Raw genomic sequence first — 16,787 nt, forward strand, 5'->3', positions numbered from 1 at the left:
TTATGGATATAATGAATATAGCGCTCATCGCGACACTTTGTGCAATGACCGCTCTAATCGCAAATATGAGTGCGGCTGTTTTTCATGATGGGATTCGTCCCATCCTCCCTCAGGTCATAGACGGACATATGAAAAGGCGTGATGCAGGCTCTGTTGCATTTGGTCTTTCTATTGGCTTTGTGGCTTCGGTAGGGATTTCATTTACGCTTTCAACGGGTTTGTTGAATCCGTGGTTATTGTTCTTGCCGACCGACATTATCGGTGTCATGGCGGGCAGTCGAATCATTGCTGCAATTGGTGGTGGTATCTGGGGAATCCTAGTTGTCACAAGTCTGGCTGGTGTAAATGCAGTATTAACGGGATTACCAATAGACGCATTGGGTGCGCTTGGAGAGCTAGGGACACCAGTCATGTCTGCATTTGCATTGTTCCCGTTATTAGCCATTTTCTATCAATTTGGTTGGAAAGCAGGGGCAATATCAGCGGTTGTGATTCTTGTGTCACGATTGTTAGTGGTTAAATATACAGGCATTTATCCAGAATCAATTCAAATTTTTGTTGGGATGGTGATGCTGATTAGCATTGCTATTCGAAAAGATATTAAAGATAAAGCCAATGGCATTGTCCCTCCTGATATGAGCGGTTTAACGGGCTTATTTGAAGAGCGAACTAAACGCATTTATAAAAACATGCCATTTCTAGCCATCACTGGCGCTCTTATTGCCGCCGCCGCCGCATCAGGTATTTTTGCTGGCTCAGAAGTCTCTATTTATGCATTAGCCGATGCTTATAAGATTACAGATCCTATTGCTCATAAAGAAGCAATGAATCAAGTTGCCTTATCGGAGTTTATGCGTGGTCTTGGGTTTATTCCATTGATAGCAACCACCGCCTTAGCAACTGGTGTCTATGGTGTGGTCGGTATGACCTTTGTGTTTGTAGTCGGGTATTTATCACCTAATGTACCAGTGGCCGCAGTACTGGGTGCTATTACTATTTGTTTAGAGATATTGCTACTTCGTAATATTGGTCGCTTTTTAGAGAAGTTCCCGTCGATTCGTAATTCGTCAGATAACATCCGAAATAGCATGAATACCTTAATGGAGTTCGCGTTATTAATTGGTGGTGTATTAGCGGTTATGAAAATGGGTGGAACAACCGGGTTTACCATTTTCGCCATCTTGTACTTCTTAAATGAAGTTATGGGTCGACCGGTACTTAAGATAGCTGCGCCTGCCGTCGCTGCAATTTTAACGGGTGTTGTTCTGAACTTATTGTTTGTGGTGGGTATGTTCGCACCTATTTAGTTCAACTTGAGGTCTTCTCTTGCTTCTCGATGAGAAGACCTATATTCCACTGAGCTATCAAATAACAATAAAAGACGTGAAGTGAGCAAACTTCATTTTGATTTTAAATCATTAAGAAGGCTTTCAATATAATTAAGCATATTGCTATCGATATAGTATTTATTCTCATTATATTGGAGACTAAATATAGAGTAGGTTTATGTTCTTAAATGCACTAACAAAACAGAACCCAGAATTAATTAACGCAGCCTTAGAACTTCATCAGCAAGGTGTGATTCTTCCTGATACCTATGTCGTTGATGTTGAGCAGTTTACTCAAAATGCCAAGCGAATAAAAAGTGAAGCGGATAAGAACAGCATCAAACTGTATGGGATGACAAAACAGTTTGGACGTAACCCTTATCTAGCGAGAATTTTAATAAACTTAGGTTATGAAGGGATTGTCGCCGTTGATTATAAAGAAGCTCGAACGCTGCACAGCGCAGGTATAAAAATATCGCATGTTGGACACCTAGTTCAACCGCCGACGGCCATTCTTAAAGAGCTTATTGAAGAAATAAAGCCTGATGTTATTACTGTTTACACATTGGCTAAAGCTCAAGCTATTTCGAATATGGCGTTAAATGCCGGACGAGTTCAAAAAATATTATTAAAATTCTTTGATGAAGGTGACCACCTTTATATTAACCAAGAATCAGGTTTTCCGATCGATACCTTAGACGAAGTATTGGAAGAAGTATCTAATATGCAAGGGGTTAAGATTGAAGGTTTAACTCACTTTCCTTGTTTTCTGCACAACAACGGAGAAACAACCTTAACACCTAATTTCCATACCCTGATAAAAGCCAAAAACAATATTGAAGAAATGGGCATTCAGTTGAATCAAATCAACTCACCGTCATCAACAAGTTGCGAGACCCTCCCAACTCTTGGACGTTTTGGGTGCACACATGGTGAGCCTGGGCATGCATTAACAGGAACCACCCCTGCTAATCAAAATGGCACGACCTCAGAAAAGGTAGCCATGCTATATCTATCTGAAGTCTCTCACGACTTTAATGGACAGTCGTATTGCTATGCCGGAGGTTATTACCACCGCGGACACTTATCAAATGCCATTGTGAATGATGAATGGGTGGAAGTGAGCAACGATGACGACTCCAACATAGATTACCACCTACGACTGCATGGGCTATTTCCTGTAGGAGCTCCTGTGATCATGGCTTTTAGAACACAAGTTTTTGTCACGAGAAGTGATGTGGCGTTGGTCGAGGGGATTTCTGATGGCAAACCCAAGCTTATCGGTCTCTATGATTCATTAGGTCGGGAGATTTAATATGCCACGTTTTATAGTCGTTGTACTCGATGGGTTTGGGGTCGGTGAAATGCCGGATGTTGCAGTGGTTCGCCCGCAAGATAGAGGGGCGAATACGGCGTGTAAATTAATGAATCATTTCCCTCATGATTCTCTACCCACATTAGAATCACTTGGTCTGGTGAATATTACGGGAACCAAGGTGCCTTCAATGAAAGCGAATGCATTCGCCAACGTCGGAAAAATAATGCTTGAACATGAAGGTGGCGACACCTTTATGGGGCATCAGGAAATTATGGGCACCAAGCCAAAATCCCCCCTTATTAAGCCATTTAAAGAGTCCATAGATCTTATAGAGCAGGCATTATTGAATGCAGGCTGCTCCGTAGAACGAATGTGTAAAGATGGACTTGAATTGCTGCTTGTAAATGAATGCGTAACAGTCGGCGATAATCTTGAGGCTGATTTAGGGCAGGTATATAACATTGCAGGGAACCTTAACCAGATAACCTTTGAAAGCCTGCTTGATATTGGAAAGGTTGTCCGCCGTAATAATTGCGTGGCCCGTAATATCGTATTTGGGGGTAATTTAAGCTCTTCATCTCAACTATTGGATGCGATAGAAACTAAGGGTTCGACTTATATAGGTGTGAGTGCGCCAAAATCTGGTGTTTATGACCGCGGATTTCAAGTCATGCACTTGGGGTATGGCGTTGATACTAGCAAACAAGTGCCAGCGCAACTTCATCAAGTCGGTGTTAAAACGACGTTGATCGGTAAAGTGGCCGATATAGTGGGTAATGAATCTGGTACTAATTATATGCAAATGGTCGATACCACGAAGATAATGGACAAAGCGGCGGCTGAAATTAAGGAAAACAGTGACGGGTTTTTCTGTATTAATATTCAAGAAACCGATTTGTCTGGTCATCAAGAAGATCCCCTGCGTTACTGGGAGACTTTGAAGAAAGCGGATCATGGTTTGAGTGTCTTAACTTCGCTCTTAAACACCGAAGATACGCTTGCGGTAATTGCTGATCATGGAAATGATCCCTTTATAGGGCACAGTCGTCATACTCGAGAGCTTGTTCCACTTATGGTGTATAAGCCACAGCTAACACAAGTGAATCTTGGCACTCGAAGTACGCTCTCTGATGTTGGCGCAACCGTATGTGATTTCTTTGACGCAAAACAACCCGAAAATGGGAGCTCTTTTCTTCATCTTATTCAATAGTAATGAATAAGATGCATGCATTACTAACGTCAGCATCAGCTCTTAACGAGTTACAATGACTCTTGTTGTGTACTGTTTTCACTTTTAGAGATAGTCCCGATATTTTTACCTTACCCACAAGCAGAGCACTGAGCTCTGCTTTTCGGGTTACTCCACTTGATGCTTACCATTTTCTCAAACATTCTTTTCATAATACTATAAGACCAAAGGTTCATTAGACTGATTTACAACTGCGTCTCTGCCGTTTTAGGGGCGCTTGCAGACAGGATTAGGATAATGACTCATATCACCAATAAAGATTATGTATACGCAATGAGCAAAGACAACGCTGCGGTTGCTCGTGTACAGCAAAATCAAACATTCTCTGTGGATACCTTTGATTGCTTTCGCAACCAAATGGAAGATGCAGGTTATGTTCTAGAAGAGATCGACTTTGCTAAGGTAAACCCAGCTACTGGCCCGGTATTTATTGAAGGTGCTGAAATTGGGGATGTGCTTGCGGTGACGATTCACGATATCGAACTTGCATCGAAAGGCGCGATGGTTTCATCAGACCTATTTGGTAGCCTGTCACACAAACTGTCAGGTTCTATTGTTCAGCCAATTGAGATCAACGGTGACAGCGCAGAAATTGCGCCAAATCTTGTTGTGCCATTGTCTCCTATGGTCGGTGTTATTGGTACTGCGCCAAAAGAAGGCAGCATTGCATGTGGTAACCCCGGTGAACACGGTGGCAACATGGATACGAAAGAGATCAAAAAAGGCTCGATCGTCTATCTACCGGTTAACCATGCAGGGGCTTTGCTATCTCTAGGTGATTTGCATGCCGCAATGGGTGATGGTGAACTGTCTGGAACGGGTATTGAAATCCCAGGTAAAGTGACTCTTTCTGTTGAAGTATTAAAACAATCACAACTGCCGACGCCTGCGGTTCTCAATGGCGAATTGTTTACAGTCATTGCCTCAGACCCAGATCTTGATACAGCGGCAACAGTGGCGGTTGAAAAGACTCATCAATACCTTATCTCCGAGCATCAATTGGATGATCACGTTGCGTGTCGTTGGATGAGCGTTGGCGCTGATCTTGGCGTGTCTCAGATAGTAAACCCGCTAAAAACAGCAAAAGTGACTATTAACCTGTCATGGCTTAAATAGGCTCAAGAGTACTGATAATGGAATTGAAAAAGAACATGGGCTTTGGCGGCCTGCTAATATATGCACTGATCTTTATGGTGCCTATTGCCCCGTTCGGTATCTATGGCGATGTATTTAATGTCAGTCATGGCATGGTGGGTATGGTTTACCTAACCGGTTTTGTAGGAATGCTATTTACCGCACTGTCTTATGGCCGCATGATGAAAGAGTTTCGTAAATCAGGCTCGGTATACGAGTATGCGAAACGTGGTCTTGGCGCAAATATTGGCTTTATTGGCGGCTGGTGTATGCTTCTTGATTACATCATCATTCCTGCATTGCTTTATATTGTCGCGACGATTGCGATGCATGAGATTGTGCCAGAAGTCCCAGCGTTGGTTTGGGCGGCTATTTTTATTGCCTTTAATACCGTAGCGGCGTTGGTTGGTCTTAATTTTACTGACAAAGTAAACAAAGTCTTTCTTGCCTTTATGCTCGTGCTTATCGGTTTATTTGTGGTGATGGCGTATCGCGGTTTAACTACAGGTGAGTTCCCGGATAGCCAAGGCTTTACCATGGCACCTTTCTATCAGAAAGAGCACTTTAACATTGGTTTAGTCTTTAGCGCGGTATCCATAGCCGTAATGTCATTCCTTGGCTTTGATGGTGTATCCACCTTGACTGAAGAAGCAAAAGACGGAGTGAAAACCCATTACGTGCCGTTGGTGTCTCTTTGTATTGCCGTTGTCTTGTTCCTAGCACAGGTTGTATTTGCCGCTTGGGTTCTGCCAAATGCGGATGCTTTCCAAAGTAACAGTGGTAATGCTTGGTATGTGGTTGCTCGCATTGTTGGTGGTGGTTATCTATCAACAGCTTGCGCTCTATTAACAGCCCTTTCTTGGGGGATTACCAATGCGTTAGCATCACAAACAGCGGTATCACGTGTGATTTTTGGTATGGCGAAAGATGGCGTATTGCCAAAATCTCTGTCGGCGCTAAATACCCGTTTTCACACACCACACGTGGCTATTTTGTTATCAGGCGTAGTGTCTGCATTGCTGGTATTCCTATTTGAAGATCATCTAGACGTGTTCGTGTCGTTTGTAAACTTCGGTGCGTTAACCGGCTTTATTTTGCTTCATCTTGCGGTTATCTCTTGGTGCAATATTAAGAACAAGCGTCAAAATGTGTTTGTGGAGCTGATTTCACCATTGTGCGGTATCCTTATTCTATCGTATGTGTGGATCTCTCTTGATCAGAGCGCAAAACTGCTCGGTCTTGCTTGGTTGGTGGTTGGTGTGATTGTTATTGGCATCAATAAATTCCGTGGCGTGTCAATCAACATGGAAGCCATCGACTAAAGAACGATGATTCATTGAATATCCAATGCCCAAGCATGAATGCTTGGGCATTTTTTTGCTTTGAATATTCTCGATGATTAAAAGCGAAAGTCTTGAGTATGCTTATTTATACCAATCACACTAAGCTAGCTCTGATCAGTTATTTAGTACGATTGGTATTATCTATCTATGATTTATAAATTAATTCTTGGCTATGCTGGTTAAATGACCCTCACTTTTTTCGATCTTACCGTCGATAGCTCCATTTGGATTTGGTTGCCGCTATCTATTGCAATTATTTGTAGCTTTTGCCAACGAAAGCCATGGGCCTATATGGGGCTTATTATTACGTTATTTGCCGGCTTATTAGAACAGCGAATCACTGTGTTAGGTGTGGCGCTGGCAGTGTTAGGTTTATTTTGTGCTTGGCTGGTGGCCATTCAACAAGGATGGAAAAAGCACCTTGCTTTCGGGGTTTTGATTTTGTGGTCTGTTGGGCTCGCACTGCATCTGTTACCGGGATTTAATAACCTTCAAGTTCTTGAGCATGTACATTCAGGGCCAAATAGTGCGCCTTTCTCTCTGTTTTTAAATTTGGATAAACCGCTGATTTTCTTTGCGTTATTGCTGGCTTATCCACAGTTGTTTGGCAAAGCTAAACCCATACGGTTTGTCACATTCGCAGCGGCTACTGGTCTGCTGTTGTTGCTGTTGCCCTTTGCCGTCGCAATAGGGAAGTTAGACGTTGAGCTAAGCTTGCCTCATTGGTGGTGGCTGTTTGCGCTCAATAATGTATTGCTGACGTGTGTGGTCGAAGAAGCCATTTTTCGTGGGTTTTTACAACAAAAGTTGTCGACGTATTGGGGGTGGAAAGTCGGGCTGGTGGGTGCCAGTGTGCTGTTTGGTATTGCCCATGCGCCCGGCGGACTTGGGTTGATGGTATTTGCCACGCTTGCAGGAGCAGGATACGGGATGGCTTTTTATTCCACAGGGCGTTTGTGGGTGGCAGTAGGCGTACATTTTCTTTTTAACCTTTACCATTTACTCTTTTTTACTTACCCATTTTTAGCGGTACATTAACGAAAAAATGAGACAGAAAAATGAGAGAGTTAGGCCGTATGTGTTTGTTGTCTTTGGATAAAGTCATGAAAGTTTCAATGAACTCGTATAAGGTAGAGAGCGCACTATTGCACGATAGTCCCAAAGCTTCTGGGGCGTTAGAAGTGATAATAAAAGAGGTTTAACATGGACTATAAGTTAGAAGTAGATTTACACACTCACACCTTAGCCAGCGATCATGCGTACAGCACAATTCATGACTACGTTCGTGAAGCCCCTAAACGCGGCATTCGTCTCTTTGCAAACACTGATCATGGGCCTGACATGGAAGATGCGCCTCATAAATGGCATTTTGTGAATAGCCTGACTTTCCCTCGTATGGCCGATGGCGTGGGCATTCTACGTGGCATAGAAAGCAATATTAAAGATCTTGATGGCAATATTGATATTGAAGAATCCATTCGCAGCAGTTTAGATATCATTTTAACGGGATTTCATCCTCCAGTGTTTGCACCAAGAGATATTGATGCGAATACAGAAGCAATGGCGAATGCCATAAAAAGCGGCAAAGTACACGTAGTGACTCACCCAGGTAATACCAATTTTCCTATTCATATAGAGCACATTGTGAAATTGGCGGCGCAAGAGAATGTGGCGCTTGAGATCAATAACAGTTCATTTTTATTTTCTAGAAAGAAAAGTTACGCCAATTGCCAACGCATCGCTCAATTAGCAAAACAATACGATGCGCCAATTACTGTGGGATCTGATGCTCACAACGCGTGGGATCTTGGACGTTTTGATATCGCAAAAGCGATGATTACTGAGGTGGGGTATCCCGCTGATCGCGTAGTAAACAATACGGTTGATTCTTTATTTGCGTACTTAGCCACAAAAGGTATTGATATCGCAGATGAATTTGAATTTTAAAGAGATTTTTTAGATGAACTAAAGGAATGATGAATCGATAAATGAAAACATTAAAGATTGCTTATATTGTTACACTGACGGTTATTTTAGGCTTTGCACTGTTTGCCGGGGCGGTGGTGGCTCCAGTACTGTTTAATTCAGCCACTTCTCTTGGGGAGCCGATATTGAGTCGTTTCCAAGAAGGGTTGTTGATGACCAATGTGTTTGTACGTCTTTCCTATCCTCTTATAGTCATTTGCGCTATTGCACTCGTGTATGAGCTGACTCAATACCTAACAAAAAAATCCGATTGGATCGCACTCATTAGTATGACGCTAATGGTGGTAACGGGTTTTCTGTTTGGCTTTTATTTTGTACCAGAGATTGTGCACATGCAGGCTCAGGGAGCATTAGTGACTCAAAGCGCCTTGTTTGCCTCTATCCATAAAACATCGGAAATCTGTTTCAAGATCACCCTTGTTTCCGGCATCGTTTTAGTCGTTCGCAATATGATGAAACTGACTCGTTAAGCGGTTTTACGTTGCACTGTATGTTTGTAAATCCCATATTTGCAAACATAGTTTGGTTTTGGGCTTTGGTTATCTTAGTTCATACTTTCTCCGATTATTCAACTGAGCGCACTAACTGGTGGTTAGTGCGCGTTTGAATACCGTAGAGGGGTAGGGGATTAACCATGAGTTTCAAGATAAAAAGTTTAGTTTTAGTGGGTGTTTCAGCGCTTATTTTAAATGGCTGTGATGCTGATTCAGTTGATCATGTTCAAGATAAGCTTGAAGTGGCATTAAAAAATGCGGGTGAAGAGCTTAGTAACATAGAGATTGAGAAGGTATTAGAAAAGAAATTTCACTTAACCCATAGCGATGCGGTTTTTGTGGCCAAACATCATCACGATCAAGCTAAATATGTCTCAGAAAAGCATGACCCTATCTTTGCCAATGTCGCGTTTAATTTCACCTCTACAAGCGTGCCTAAAGGCTGGGAAACAAAGCTTGAAACGCCAACGCCTTGGACTGATGCTGCGCAAAATAATGTGCGCCGCATGCTCGGACAAATTGCGTTTATTCTGAATACGAAAGAATTTGAATCGCGCTTTAATACTGCGGGTCTAGAGCGAATGAGCGATAGCGCTTTCCACTCAGGTTATCGTGATGCAGGTGTGATTCCATCTGACTACACTGCGTTTAAATACGTAGTGAATGATCGCATTCAAAACTGGGGCGATCACCCGACTTACCAACTCTCAGCATTTGATAAAATCACTTCAAATAGCGGACATTTTGACAGCACTCAAAGTGAGCCAAACATTTATGTGAGCTTGCATGCAATGGAGCAAACGTCAGACTTACATCAAAACTCAGCACAACTGTTGCGTGAACTCACTCGCACTGTGGGTTATTCACATGATGGTGTCAATGATCTTACTCCGAACAACATCCCATATTATGTACAGGCCATTGCGTCACAAGGCGGAATGAACACCACAAGTTGTGATATCTTGATGGACAGTGGCAAGGTGCAAAATGGTGTATGGGCCTCTAACTGTAATACAGATGCGACCAATACCGATGTTGCTACGCAGACCCTCAATGCGGATATATTTTCTCGCTTCTTTGGTAACTAATTTGTTGTTTCTCAAGTAGAAAAGAAAAAGCCGACAAATAAATTTGTCGGCTTTTTTATCGGTATTACTTTAGCGAAATGCGTGATGAAACCTAGTTTAAGTTAGGTCTAAGCGTTTTTTCTTGCACGAGCGCGAGCAAACAAGCCTGTGAGCATCAGTATTAGTGCGAAGAAATCAAAGCTACCACCGCTTGAACCTTCATCGATGTCACCGCCTTCTTGTGAATCGTTATCGCTGCCATTGTCGCCTTCTGGAGTGTTGTCGCCTTCATCTTCAGAACCTTCATCGTTATTGTTAAACGAGAATACAACAATTGTTGGATCGTGGTCAGAAGAGCGGTAGGCGTCGTTAAACTTCACTAGATCACCAGTGAATTGATTTGCATATTCAAATAACGTCGATTCAACGGCGTTAATTGACCATACTTCAGCATCAACAACGAAATCCTTTAGCTCATTATCAACTAGAACGTAGTCTAGCGTACCCATAGTGTCGTTGAACGAGTAGCTGTAAGTTCGTGGCTTAAGCTCTTCAACAATGTCTAGGTAATCAAATGATTCTTCGATTAACGCGCCTTCTTCACCGTGCAGTAGAGTACCGTTGGTTGCATCGCCACCAATGTAAGTGTTACGCGCTGCGTGGATTTCATAGTCTGCTGGTGCATTGTCACGGTTGGTCAATACCAAGATAGCGTCTTCTTGACCGTAGCTGTTAAGGTCGCCCATAACCACTTTGTAACCGTCAATCTTATTCAACTCTTGAGCCAGTTGGTAAGCCGCTGATACACGGAAGTGCTCACAGCTACCTTGTAGGTTCACATCGTTTTCTTGATCAGCAGTTGCTTCATCTTCCCAACACGTCGAACCTTTTGATTTGAAGTGGTTGGTTGAGATCACCAGATCTTTTTCTGCATGTTCAACAGCGAAAGAAGCGGTGAATGCATCACGCTGATAGGCGCTTTTAGTGTTGCCATTTTCAGTAACGTGCTGCTGTGGCAGTTCAATCACGTAAGTGTCATTTAGCGTAGCAGTGCTAGGGCGATAGATGATTTTGTTAGTGATTGCATCTGTACCTACAAAGCCTTCACCTTCAAGATCGCTAGGCATAGCAATTTGGTAGTGATCCGCTTCGTCTAGGTGGCTGTTTAGCGCTTCAACCAGAACATGGATAGCTGAGTCTTCGTCAAAACCGTTGTTTTCAATTTCAATTAGACCGTAGATGTCAGCATCGATAGCAACTAATGCGCTAACGATTTTTTCCAATTGCATATCAAATTCAGCAATCGTTTCTGCGCCACGGTTGCTGTTGGTTGGGTTATCGCGACCACCAAATGGAGAGTTGAAGAAGTTAAGCACGTTGAAACTAGAAACTACTAAGTCTCCCTCTTCTAGGTTAGGTGCTTGTGAACGTTCATTCTCAACAAAAGTGCTGTTGTCTGCGGTGTTGTGTACGTATAAGCGGTATTCAGAATATGAGTAACCTAGTACGCCCGTTAAGCCTTCGTCGCTAAGTTGCGCGCCAACACGGATGTAGTCATCACTAGTGCCTGTGCCGTTGTCTTTTGCAAAGTTAGGGTACCAAGGTACAACGCCGTCTGCTGCATCCATTGATGATTCAACGAATAGACGACGATCAGCGTTGCTTGCATCTTGCTCAGCTGCGCCAGCGGTTAGTGGCGTATTCAGTTGGTTTGGATGGTAGTTAACGGATTGATGAGCCAGTACCATGTTGTTGCGGTATGCGCTGTAATCAAAGCCAAAAGTACGTGCAACGTGCATGTCAGTTTCAGCGTTTACACGCACCAACATACCTTCGTAACGCTCTAGCGTTTGCTCGAAGTTTTCATCGCTTTCAAGGGCTGTAATGGTCGTTGGCTCAATGTTTTCACCTTCGCCAAGCACTTCAACAAATGCAGGTGCAGAGGTAGAACCTAGTTGAGTCCAAGAATAGTACTCTTGCACCTTTGCGGTAACCGCAACTTCGTCGCCAACTTTGACATTGCTTACATTAGCGTTTACAAAAATGCCGTTTGAAGCATTTGAACTTGTATCTGCGGCTGGATCTTGCATAAAGAATCCAGTGAGAAGGTCGTTGTCTAGCTTAGTGTTTTGTACGTGAGTGATAACGCCTTTAACAACAAACGTTTCTTCTGATTCAAATTGGTAATTTGCAGGGTCTGTGTACGGTGACCACTGACCTTCGCCTTGCAGCTGTGCAATAGTGGCTTCTTCACCCACTGGTGCTTCAGGCGCTTCTGGTGCATCACAGCTTGCTGCGATATGACCTAAGTCGCTCCAGTCATCTTTAGGGAAGGTTAGCCATTGTGACGCATCCCACGTGCCATTGGCTGAGTATTCACAGCGAACCAGAGTGATATCGCTATTAAAGTTACTGTCACCAGCATCACCTGCTCCAAATAAATCAATCACTTCACCGTTGAATATGATGCGTAGAGGATCATTGCCGTTGAAGTTTGCAATGGTGCTATTTTCATCATTAAACAGTGCTTTTAAGTCAGCAGCAGCACTTGCATGGCCAACCACATATGTTTCGAAAGGCTGTAGAGTGATTCCATCTAGTGCAAAGTCTGCGGCCCAAGTTCCACCAAAGTTGGTTTCTTTTTGCAAAAGATAGCCGTCTAGAGTAACTGTGCTATCGCCAATGTTGGCAATCTCAATGGCTTTATTAAAACCGGAGCCTTCAACCACTTCTGAAATTATAATATTGGCATTTGCACCGCCAGCCGCTAATAAGCAGGGTAGAGTCCAAGCCATTCTTATCTTGTTCATTGTTTTCCTTGATACAGGTAGTTTTGATTGGCCGGAATCTTAATTATTAAATATTACATTTATATTTTTTGATAAATTCATAAAAATAAGGGGTTTATTTATAAGTATATATATATTCGCTTTTACACTATAAATACTCAAATTACTGTTATTTAAGCTAAATCTTGCTTGCTAAATGAACTTTTGCAATGTGATTTAAATATAAATGTCACGGTAATTTAATACTTTGTTTGTCTATTTAAGCACCCATAAGTAATTATTAATGACAAATCAATTATTGTCATAATTCCTTAATTTATAGCCTTTAGGATGCACCGCATATTCAACGTCACAAGACCTAAATTGAAATAAATAGGAACTCTAATGAACAAGAAAATATTAGCTTTAGCTGTTGTCGCAGGTTTAGCAGGTTGTAATTCTTCCGACTCAGGTAATGAAGCACAAAGTGGCGAGTCATTTAACCTTCGTATCCTGCACATTAATGATCACCACTCAAAACTTGATGCAACTGGCCCTGTAAGCTTAACTCTTGGCGGTATTGAGGCAGAAGTGGAAGTCGGTGGTTTCCCACGTCTTGTGACTAAGTTTGATGAGCTGCAAAATGACAACACGCTTCGTTTGCACGCGGGTGATGCTATCACAGGTACTATGTACTACAGCTTGTTCCGTGATGAGCTTCCTGATGCGCTAATGATGAACCAAGTGTGTTTTGATGCATTCGCACTGGGCAACCATGAATTTGATGATGGCAATGAGCAATTAGCTCACTTTATCGATACTCTAACCAACGGCGAAGATGCTTGTGGTACAGAAGTACTGGCCGCTAACATTACAGTTCCTTCTACTAACCCTATTTACGGTATGTACGAACCGTACAAAATTTTTGATGTAGCAGGACAGCAAGTGGGCGTTATCGGTATTGATATCGCAGCAAAAACACAAGCTTCTTCTTCTCCGTCTGAAGATACTGAGTTCTTAGATGAAGTTGAAACCTCTCAAAAATACATCGACATGCTACAAGAGAAAGGCGTTGATAAGATTGTTTTGCTGACGCACTACACTTATGGCAACGACCTAGCAATGGCGCAGCAATTGACTGGCGTTGACGTTATTGTTGGTGGTGATAGCCACACATTGTTGGGTGACAAAGAACTTCACAGCAACATTGGCTTTGGTAACCCACTAGGTGAGTACCCTACAGTTGTAGAGAATGCTTCGGGTGAAGAAGTGTGTGTTGTGACCGCTTGGGATAACGCGCAAGTACTTGGCGAGCTAAACATCAGCTTTGATGAAGCAGGCAATGTGACTCAGTGTGCGGGTACACCTCATCTATTGTTAGGTAATGAATTCACTAACCCAGCGGAAGAGAGTGATGGCACATTCACCACTGAGCAGATGGACCAAATCCACGCTTACATCGATGAATACTCTGAGCTAAGCATGGTTGAAGAAGATCAAGATACAGCGGAAAAACTGGCTGTATTTGCGGCTCAAGTTGATGAGAAAATGCTAGAAGTTATTGGCAACAGCAACGGACTATTGTGTAACGAACGTACGCCAGGATCTAATCACTCTTCAGGCGCACTTTGTGCTGAAGGCAGTGATGAGCGTGACTTCATGAACAAGCACGGTAGCATCATGGGTAATGTAGTAGCTGAAGCATTTGTTGATATGTCTCTACGTTCAGATATCGCGATTCAAAACAGCGGTGGTGTACGTACCACTATCGAAGAGGGTGATGTTTCTGTAGGCCACGTATTCAATGTTCTACCATTTACTAACTTCCTAGTGAACTTAGACATGACAGGCCAAGAGATCATCAACACGCTAGAAGACGCGATGGATAACGTAGTGGCAAACAACTCAAGTGGCGCATTCCCTGCGGCAGCAAACCTACGTTTTAATGTTGATATGAACGCAGATAAAGGCTCTCGTCTAAGCAATGTAGAAGCTCGTCGCAAAAACGAAGACGGTACATTTGGTGAGTGGCACAGCATTGAGCTAGACAATGAGTACGTTGTAGTAACTAACGACTTCATCGCCGCTGGTGGTGACCGTTACGACTCATTTGTACCTGTATTTGAAGACGATAGCCGTCGTGAAGACACTGGCCTTCTTTACACTGACTCTTTGATTAACTACGTGAAGAAACTGGAAGAAAAAGGCGAGTCTTTAGACATCCCTGAGGTTTCTGAAATGGCTGTACAGAACTTCACCCCTTTAAATTAAGGGTGTTGAGCTAACACAACTCAATATAAGTTAGTGTATAAAACTTTGAGGCTTATTATTATTTTAATAAGCCTCATTTTTTTGCAATTAGGGTGTATTGGCAAAATCATTTATGCTCCTTTTCTTGTTAACGAGCTGATTCTTAGTTATTCAATCATGTATTAATTGACTTACTTTTTCTCATGTCTGTAATGTAAGCCGTAGCTTTATAACAATCCAAGGATTCCATAGTGATGAACAAAAAGATCGAAGCTCTAGGCAATAAAATTGATATGGCATGTGATAACAATGATGCCCCAGAGCTAGAACAACTATTAGTTAGCTGTGATTCTCTTATGGAAAATGAGACAAGTGAAAATCGTTCAATTTTGTTTTTATATAAAGCTAATTGTCATGCCGCACTTAGTATCATTGAGCGAAAAGATGCAGATGATACTTGGAGTTGGTCTCAGGAAAGGCAAGTGGCTGAGATACTTAACCTTCGAAAGGCCATTGCAGAGTCAGGGTTCGAAACGCTTCATAAGATAATGCAATGTAAAATATTGACAAATATAGCTAACGGAATGAGTTCGTTAGGGCGATCTATAGAGTCAATTAGCTATTATGACAAGGCGCTGTCTCGTATTGACAACTTTGCTATGGCAATAGGTAATAAGGCAATTGGTCAAGTCCATTATGGGCAGCATCTATATGACTATGGACATAGTGGAGCTTTCTTTTTCCATGCCAACAAGGATCTTAATCGTTTTGGCAAGGAGCCACTAATATGGGATTCTGGCGTTCAACAGGATGCACTAGAAGCCTTTATGTTCTACAAAGAGTTTACGGAAGATGTTCTAGAATCAATTGAGTTCGATAGTAAATTTAATTTCAATGGCTTCTCATTAGGCAAGCATCAAAAAGAGCAGGATTACAGACGGTGGTGCTTGCAACATAAGCTATTTATGAATCCTTTGAATGACGTGTTTACAGCTACAATTGCTGCTAATGATGTTTTACACCTACCAAGTCATGTTTATGCAGTCGGAGAAGAGCCGAGATTTCCTAAATATTTTAATTTGTTGAAGCAGGAGTTTATAGTCGCTCGCCATATGCTTTACGAGTTTACTACAGCCGATATTGAGCACTATGCTGACAATGACGTCCTACTAGAAAATGGTCTAGATGGTGTGCATTTGGGGTATCGAAATGAGTTGCTAAAAAACTCTTTAAGAATATCGTATTCAATCTTTGATAAAATAGCTTTGTTCTTAAACGACTATATGAGCATTGGACTAAAGATAAATTCTGTCAATTTCAGGAACATTTGGGGATCGTTCAATACTAAAAAGAAGGCGTTAGAACTCTACCCATGTTTCCTAAATTGTGAAAACTGGCCGTTACGAGGTTTATACTTCCTATCTAAAGATTTGTATGCCCCAAACTTTACTGAAGTTGCAGAACCAGAAGCTAGGGAACTGCATACCATTAGGAAAATGGCTGAACATAGATATCTGGGTATTCAAGATTATCCAGCTCAAGTCGATGATAACGAGTATCTAAAATATATAACTGTCGATGAATTAACTGAAAAAGCATTAAAGATGATTAAGTTATCTCGTGAAGCTTTAATATATCTATCTTTAGCAATGCACGCTGAAGAGCGTAAACGTGAAGAAGCCAGAGAAGATGGCATTGTAGTCCCGATACAATCCTCACGTCTATAAAAGATGGTTGCTTTCTATGTAGTGGAGCCCACTAGATTAGAGAGTTGCAATGCCCTTGATAACCCTTTAAAAAGTTAATTAGGGAAAAACACTGACAAGGTTCTGCCCCTTTATGTTTTAAGT

General features: G+C 42.2%; 12 protein-coding genes. 11 read left to right on the forward strand and 1 reads right to left on the reverse strand.

Annotated elements, in window-relative coordinates; genetic code table 11:
• Positions 1-2 precede the first annotated feature (2 nt).
• The 9 genes from VEZ01S_RS13245 (at position 3) to VEZ01S_RS13285 (ending at position 9,940) form a co-directional block, all read left to right on the forward strand.
• Complete coding sequence (locus VEZ01S_RS13245; protein ID WP_021714556.1) at positions 3-1,307, forward strand: YhfT family protein; 1,305 nt, start codon at positions 3-5, stop codon at positions 1,305-1,307.
• A 199-nt stretch (positions 1,308-1,506) separates the two neighbouring features.
• Positions 1,507-2,643 carry a YhfX family PLP-dependent enzyme gene (locus VEZ01S_RS13250; protein WP_021714557.1) on the forward strand — a complete coding sequence of 379 codons (1,137 nt, stop codon included), beginning with the start codon at positions 1,507-1,509 and terminating at the stop codon, positions 2,641-2,643.
• Position 2,644: 1 nt separating this feature from the next.
• On the forward strand, positions 2,645-3,856 hold the full coding sequence (locus VEZ01S_RS13255; protein WP_021714558.1) for a phosphopentomutase: 1,212 nt from the start codon (positions 2,645-2,647) through the stop codon (positions 3,854-3,856).
• A 276-nt stretch (positions 3,857-4,132) separates the two neighbouring features.
• Complete coding sequence (locus tag VEZ01S_RS13260; RefSeq protein WP_021714559.1) at positions 4,133-5,011, forward strand: acetamidase/formamidase family protein; 879 nt, start codon at positions 4,133-4,135, stop codon at positions 5,009-5,011.
• Positions 5,012-5,028: 17 nt separating this feature from the next.
• Entirely contained in the window at positions 5,029-6,351 is a 1,323-nt protein-coding gene (locus VEZ01S_RS13265) for an APC family permease (RefSeq protein ID WP_021714560.1), read from the forward strand.
• A gap of 204 nt (positions 6,352-6,555) precedes the next feature.
• A complete protein-coding gene (locus VEZ01S_RS13270) occupies positions 6,556-7,410 on the forward strand; it encodes a CPBP family intramembrane glutamic endopeptidase (protein WP_040891020.1) in 855 nt (284 codons plus the stop codon).
• A gap of 165 nt (positions 7,411-7,575) precedes the next feature.
• Entirely contained in the window at positions 7,576-8,319 is a 744-nt protein-coding gene (locus VEZ01S_RS13275) for a phosphatase (protein ID WP_021714562.1), read from the forward strand.
• A gap of 41 nt (positions 8,320-8,360) precedes the next feature.
• Positions 8,361-8,828, forward strand: a complete 468-nt coding sequence (locus VEZ01S_RS13280) for a DUF4149 domain-containing protein (protein WP_021714563.1) — start codon at positions 8,361-8,363, stop codon at positions 8,826-8,828.
• 164 nt (positions 8,829-8,992) lie between these two features.
• Complete coding sequence (locus VEZ01S_RS13285; protein ID WP_021714564.1) at positions 8,993-9,940, forward strand: hypothetical protein; 948 nt, start codon at positions 8,993-8,995, stop codon at positions 9,938-9,940.
• A gap of 107 nt (positions 9,941-10,047) precedes the next feature.
• Here VEZ01S_RS13285 and VEZ01S_RS13290 read toward each other — a convergent pair whose 3' ends face one another.
• Positions 10,048-12,729 carry an ExeM/NucH family extracellular endonuclease gene (locus tag VEZ01S_RS13290; RefSeq protein WP_021714565.1) on the reverse strand — a complete coding sequence of 894 codons (2,682 nt, stop codon included), beginning with the start codon at positions 12,727-12,729 and terminating at the stop codon, positions 10,048-10,050.
• A gap of 363 nt (positions 12,730-13,092) precedes the next feature.
• Between VEZ01S_RS13290 and VEZ01S_RS13295 the strand changes: the two genes are divergently transcribed.
• Together VEZ01S_RS13295 and VEZ01S_RS13300 are read left to right on the forward strand one after the other, a co-directional pair.
• Positions 13,093-14,958 (forward strand): bifunctional metallophosphatase/5'-nucleotidase, encoded by a 1,866-nt coding sequence (locus VEZ01S_RS13295; protein ID WP_021714566.1) that lies wholly within the window; start codon positions 13,093-13,095, stop codon positions 14,956-14,958.
• Between the two features lie 233 nt (positions 14,959-15,191).
• Positions 15,192-16,664 (forward strand): LA2681 family HEPN domain-containing protein, encoded by a 1,473-nt coding sequence (locus tag VEZ01S_RS13300; protein WP_021714567.1) that lies wholly within the window; start codon positions 15,192-15,194, stop codon positions 16,662-16,664.
• The last annotated feature ends 123 nt before the right edge of the window (positions 16,665-16,787 follow it).

This window comes from Vibrio ezurae NBRC 102218 (assembly GCF_000467185.1).
Lineage (GTDB): Bacteria > Pseudomonadota > Gammaproteobacteria > Enterobacterales > Vibrionaceae > Vibrio > Vibrio ezurae.

Bases quoted from the DNA above. Each gene is read 5' to 3' on its own strand.
- VEZ01S_RS13280 (WP_021714563.1), top strand. From the start codon at position 8,361: ATGAAAACATTAAAGATTGCTTATATTGTTACACTGACGGTTATTTTA.
- VEZ01S_RS13285 (WP_021714564.1), top strand. From the start codon at position 8,993: ATGAGTTTCAAGATAAAAAGTTTAGTTTTAGTGGGTGTTTCAGCGCTT.
- VEZ01S_RS13290 (WP_021714565.1), bottom strand. From the start codon at position 12,729: ATGAACAAGATAAGAATGGCTTGGACTCTACCCTGCTTATTAGCGGCT.
- VEZ01S_RS13265 (WP_021714560.1), top strand. From the start codon at position 5,029: ATGGAATTGAAAAAGAACATGGGCTTTGGCGGCCTGCTAATATATGCA.
- VEZ01S_RS13250 (WP_021714557.1), top strand. From the start codon at position 1,507: ATGTTCTTAAATGCACTAACAAAACAGAACCCAGAATTAATTAACGCA.
- VEZ01S_RS13245 (WP_021714556.1), top strand. From the start codon at position 3: ATGGATATAATGAATATAGCGCTCATCGCGACACTTTGTGCAATGACC.
- VEZ01S_RS13260 (WP_021714559.1), top strand. From the start codon at position 4,133: ATGACTCATATCACCAATAAAGATTATGTATACGCAATGAGCAAAGAC.
- VEZ01S_RS13300 (WP_021714567.1), top strand. From the start codon at position 15,192: ATGAACAAAAAGATCGAAGCTCTAGGCAATAAAATTGATATGGCATGT.
- VEZ01S_RS13295 (WP_021714566.1), top strand. From the start codon at position 13,093: ATGAACAAGAAAATATTAGCTTTAGCTGTTGTCGCAGGTTTAGCAGGT.
- VEZ01S_RS13270 (WP_040891020.1), top strand. From the start codon at position 6,556: ATGACCCTCACTTTTTTCGATCTTACCGTCGATAGCTCCATTTGGATT.
- VEZ01S_RS13275 (WP_021714562.1), top strand. From the start codon at position 7,576: ATGGACTATAAGTTAGAAGTAGATTTACACACTCACACCTTAGCCAGC.
- VEZ01S_RS13255 (WP_021714558.1), top strand. From the start codon at position 2,645: ATGCCACGTTTTATAGTCGTTGTACTCGATGGGTTTGGGGTCGGTGAA.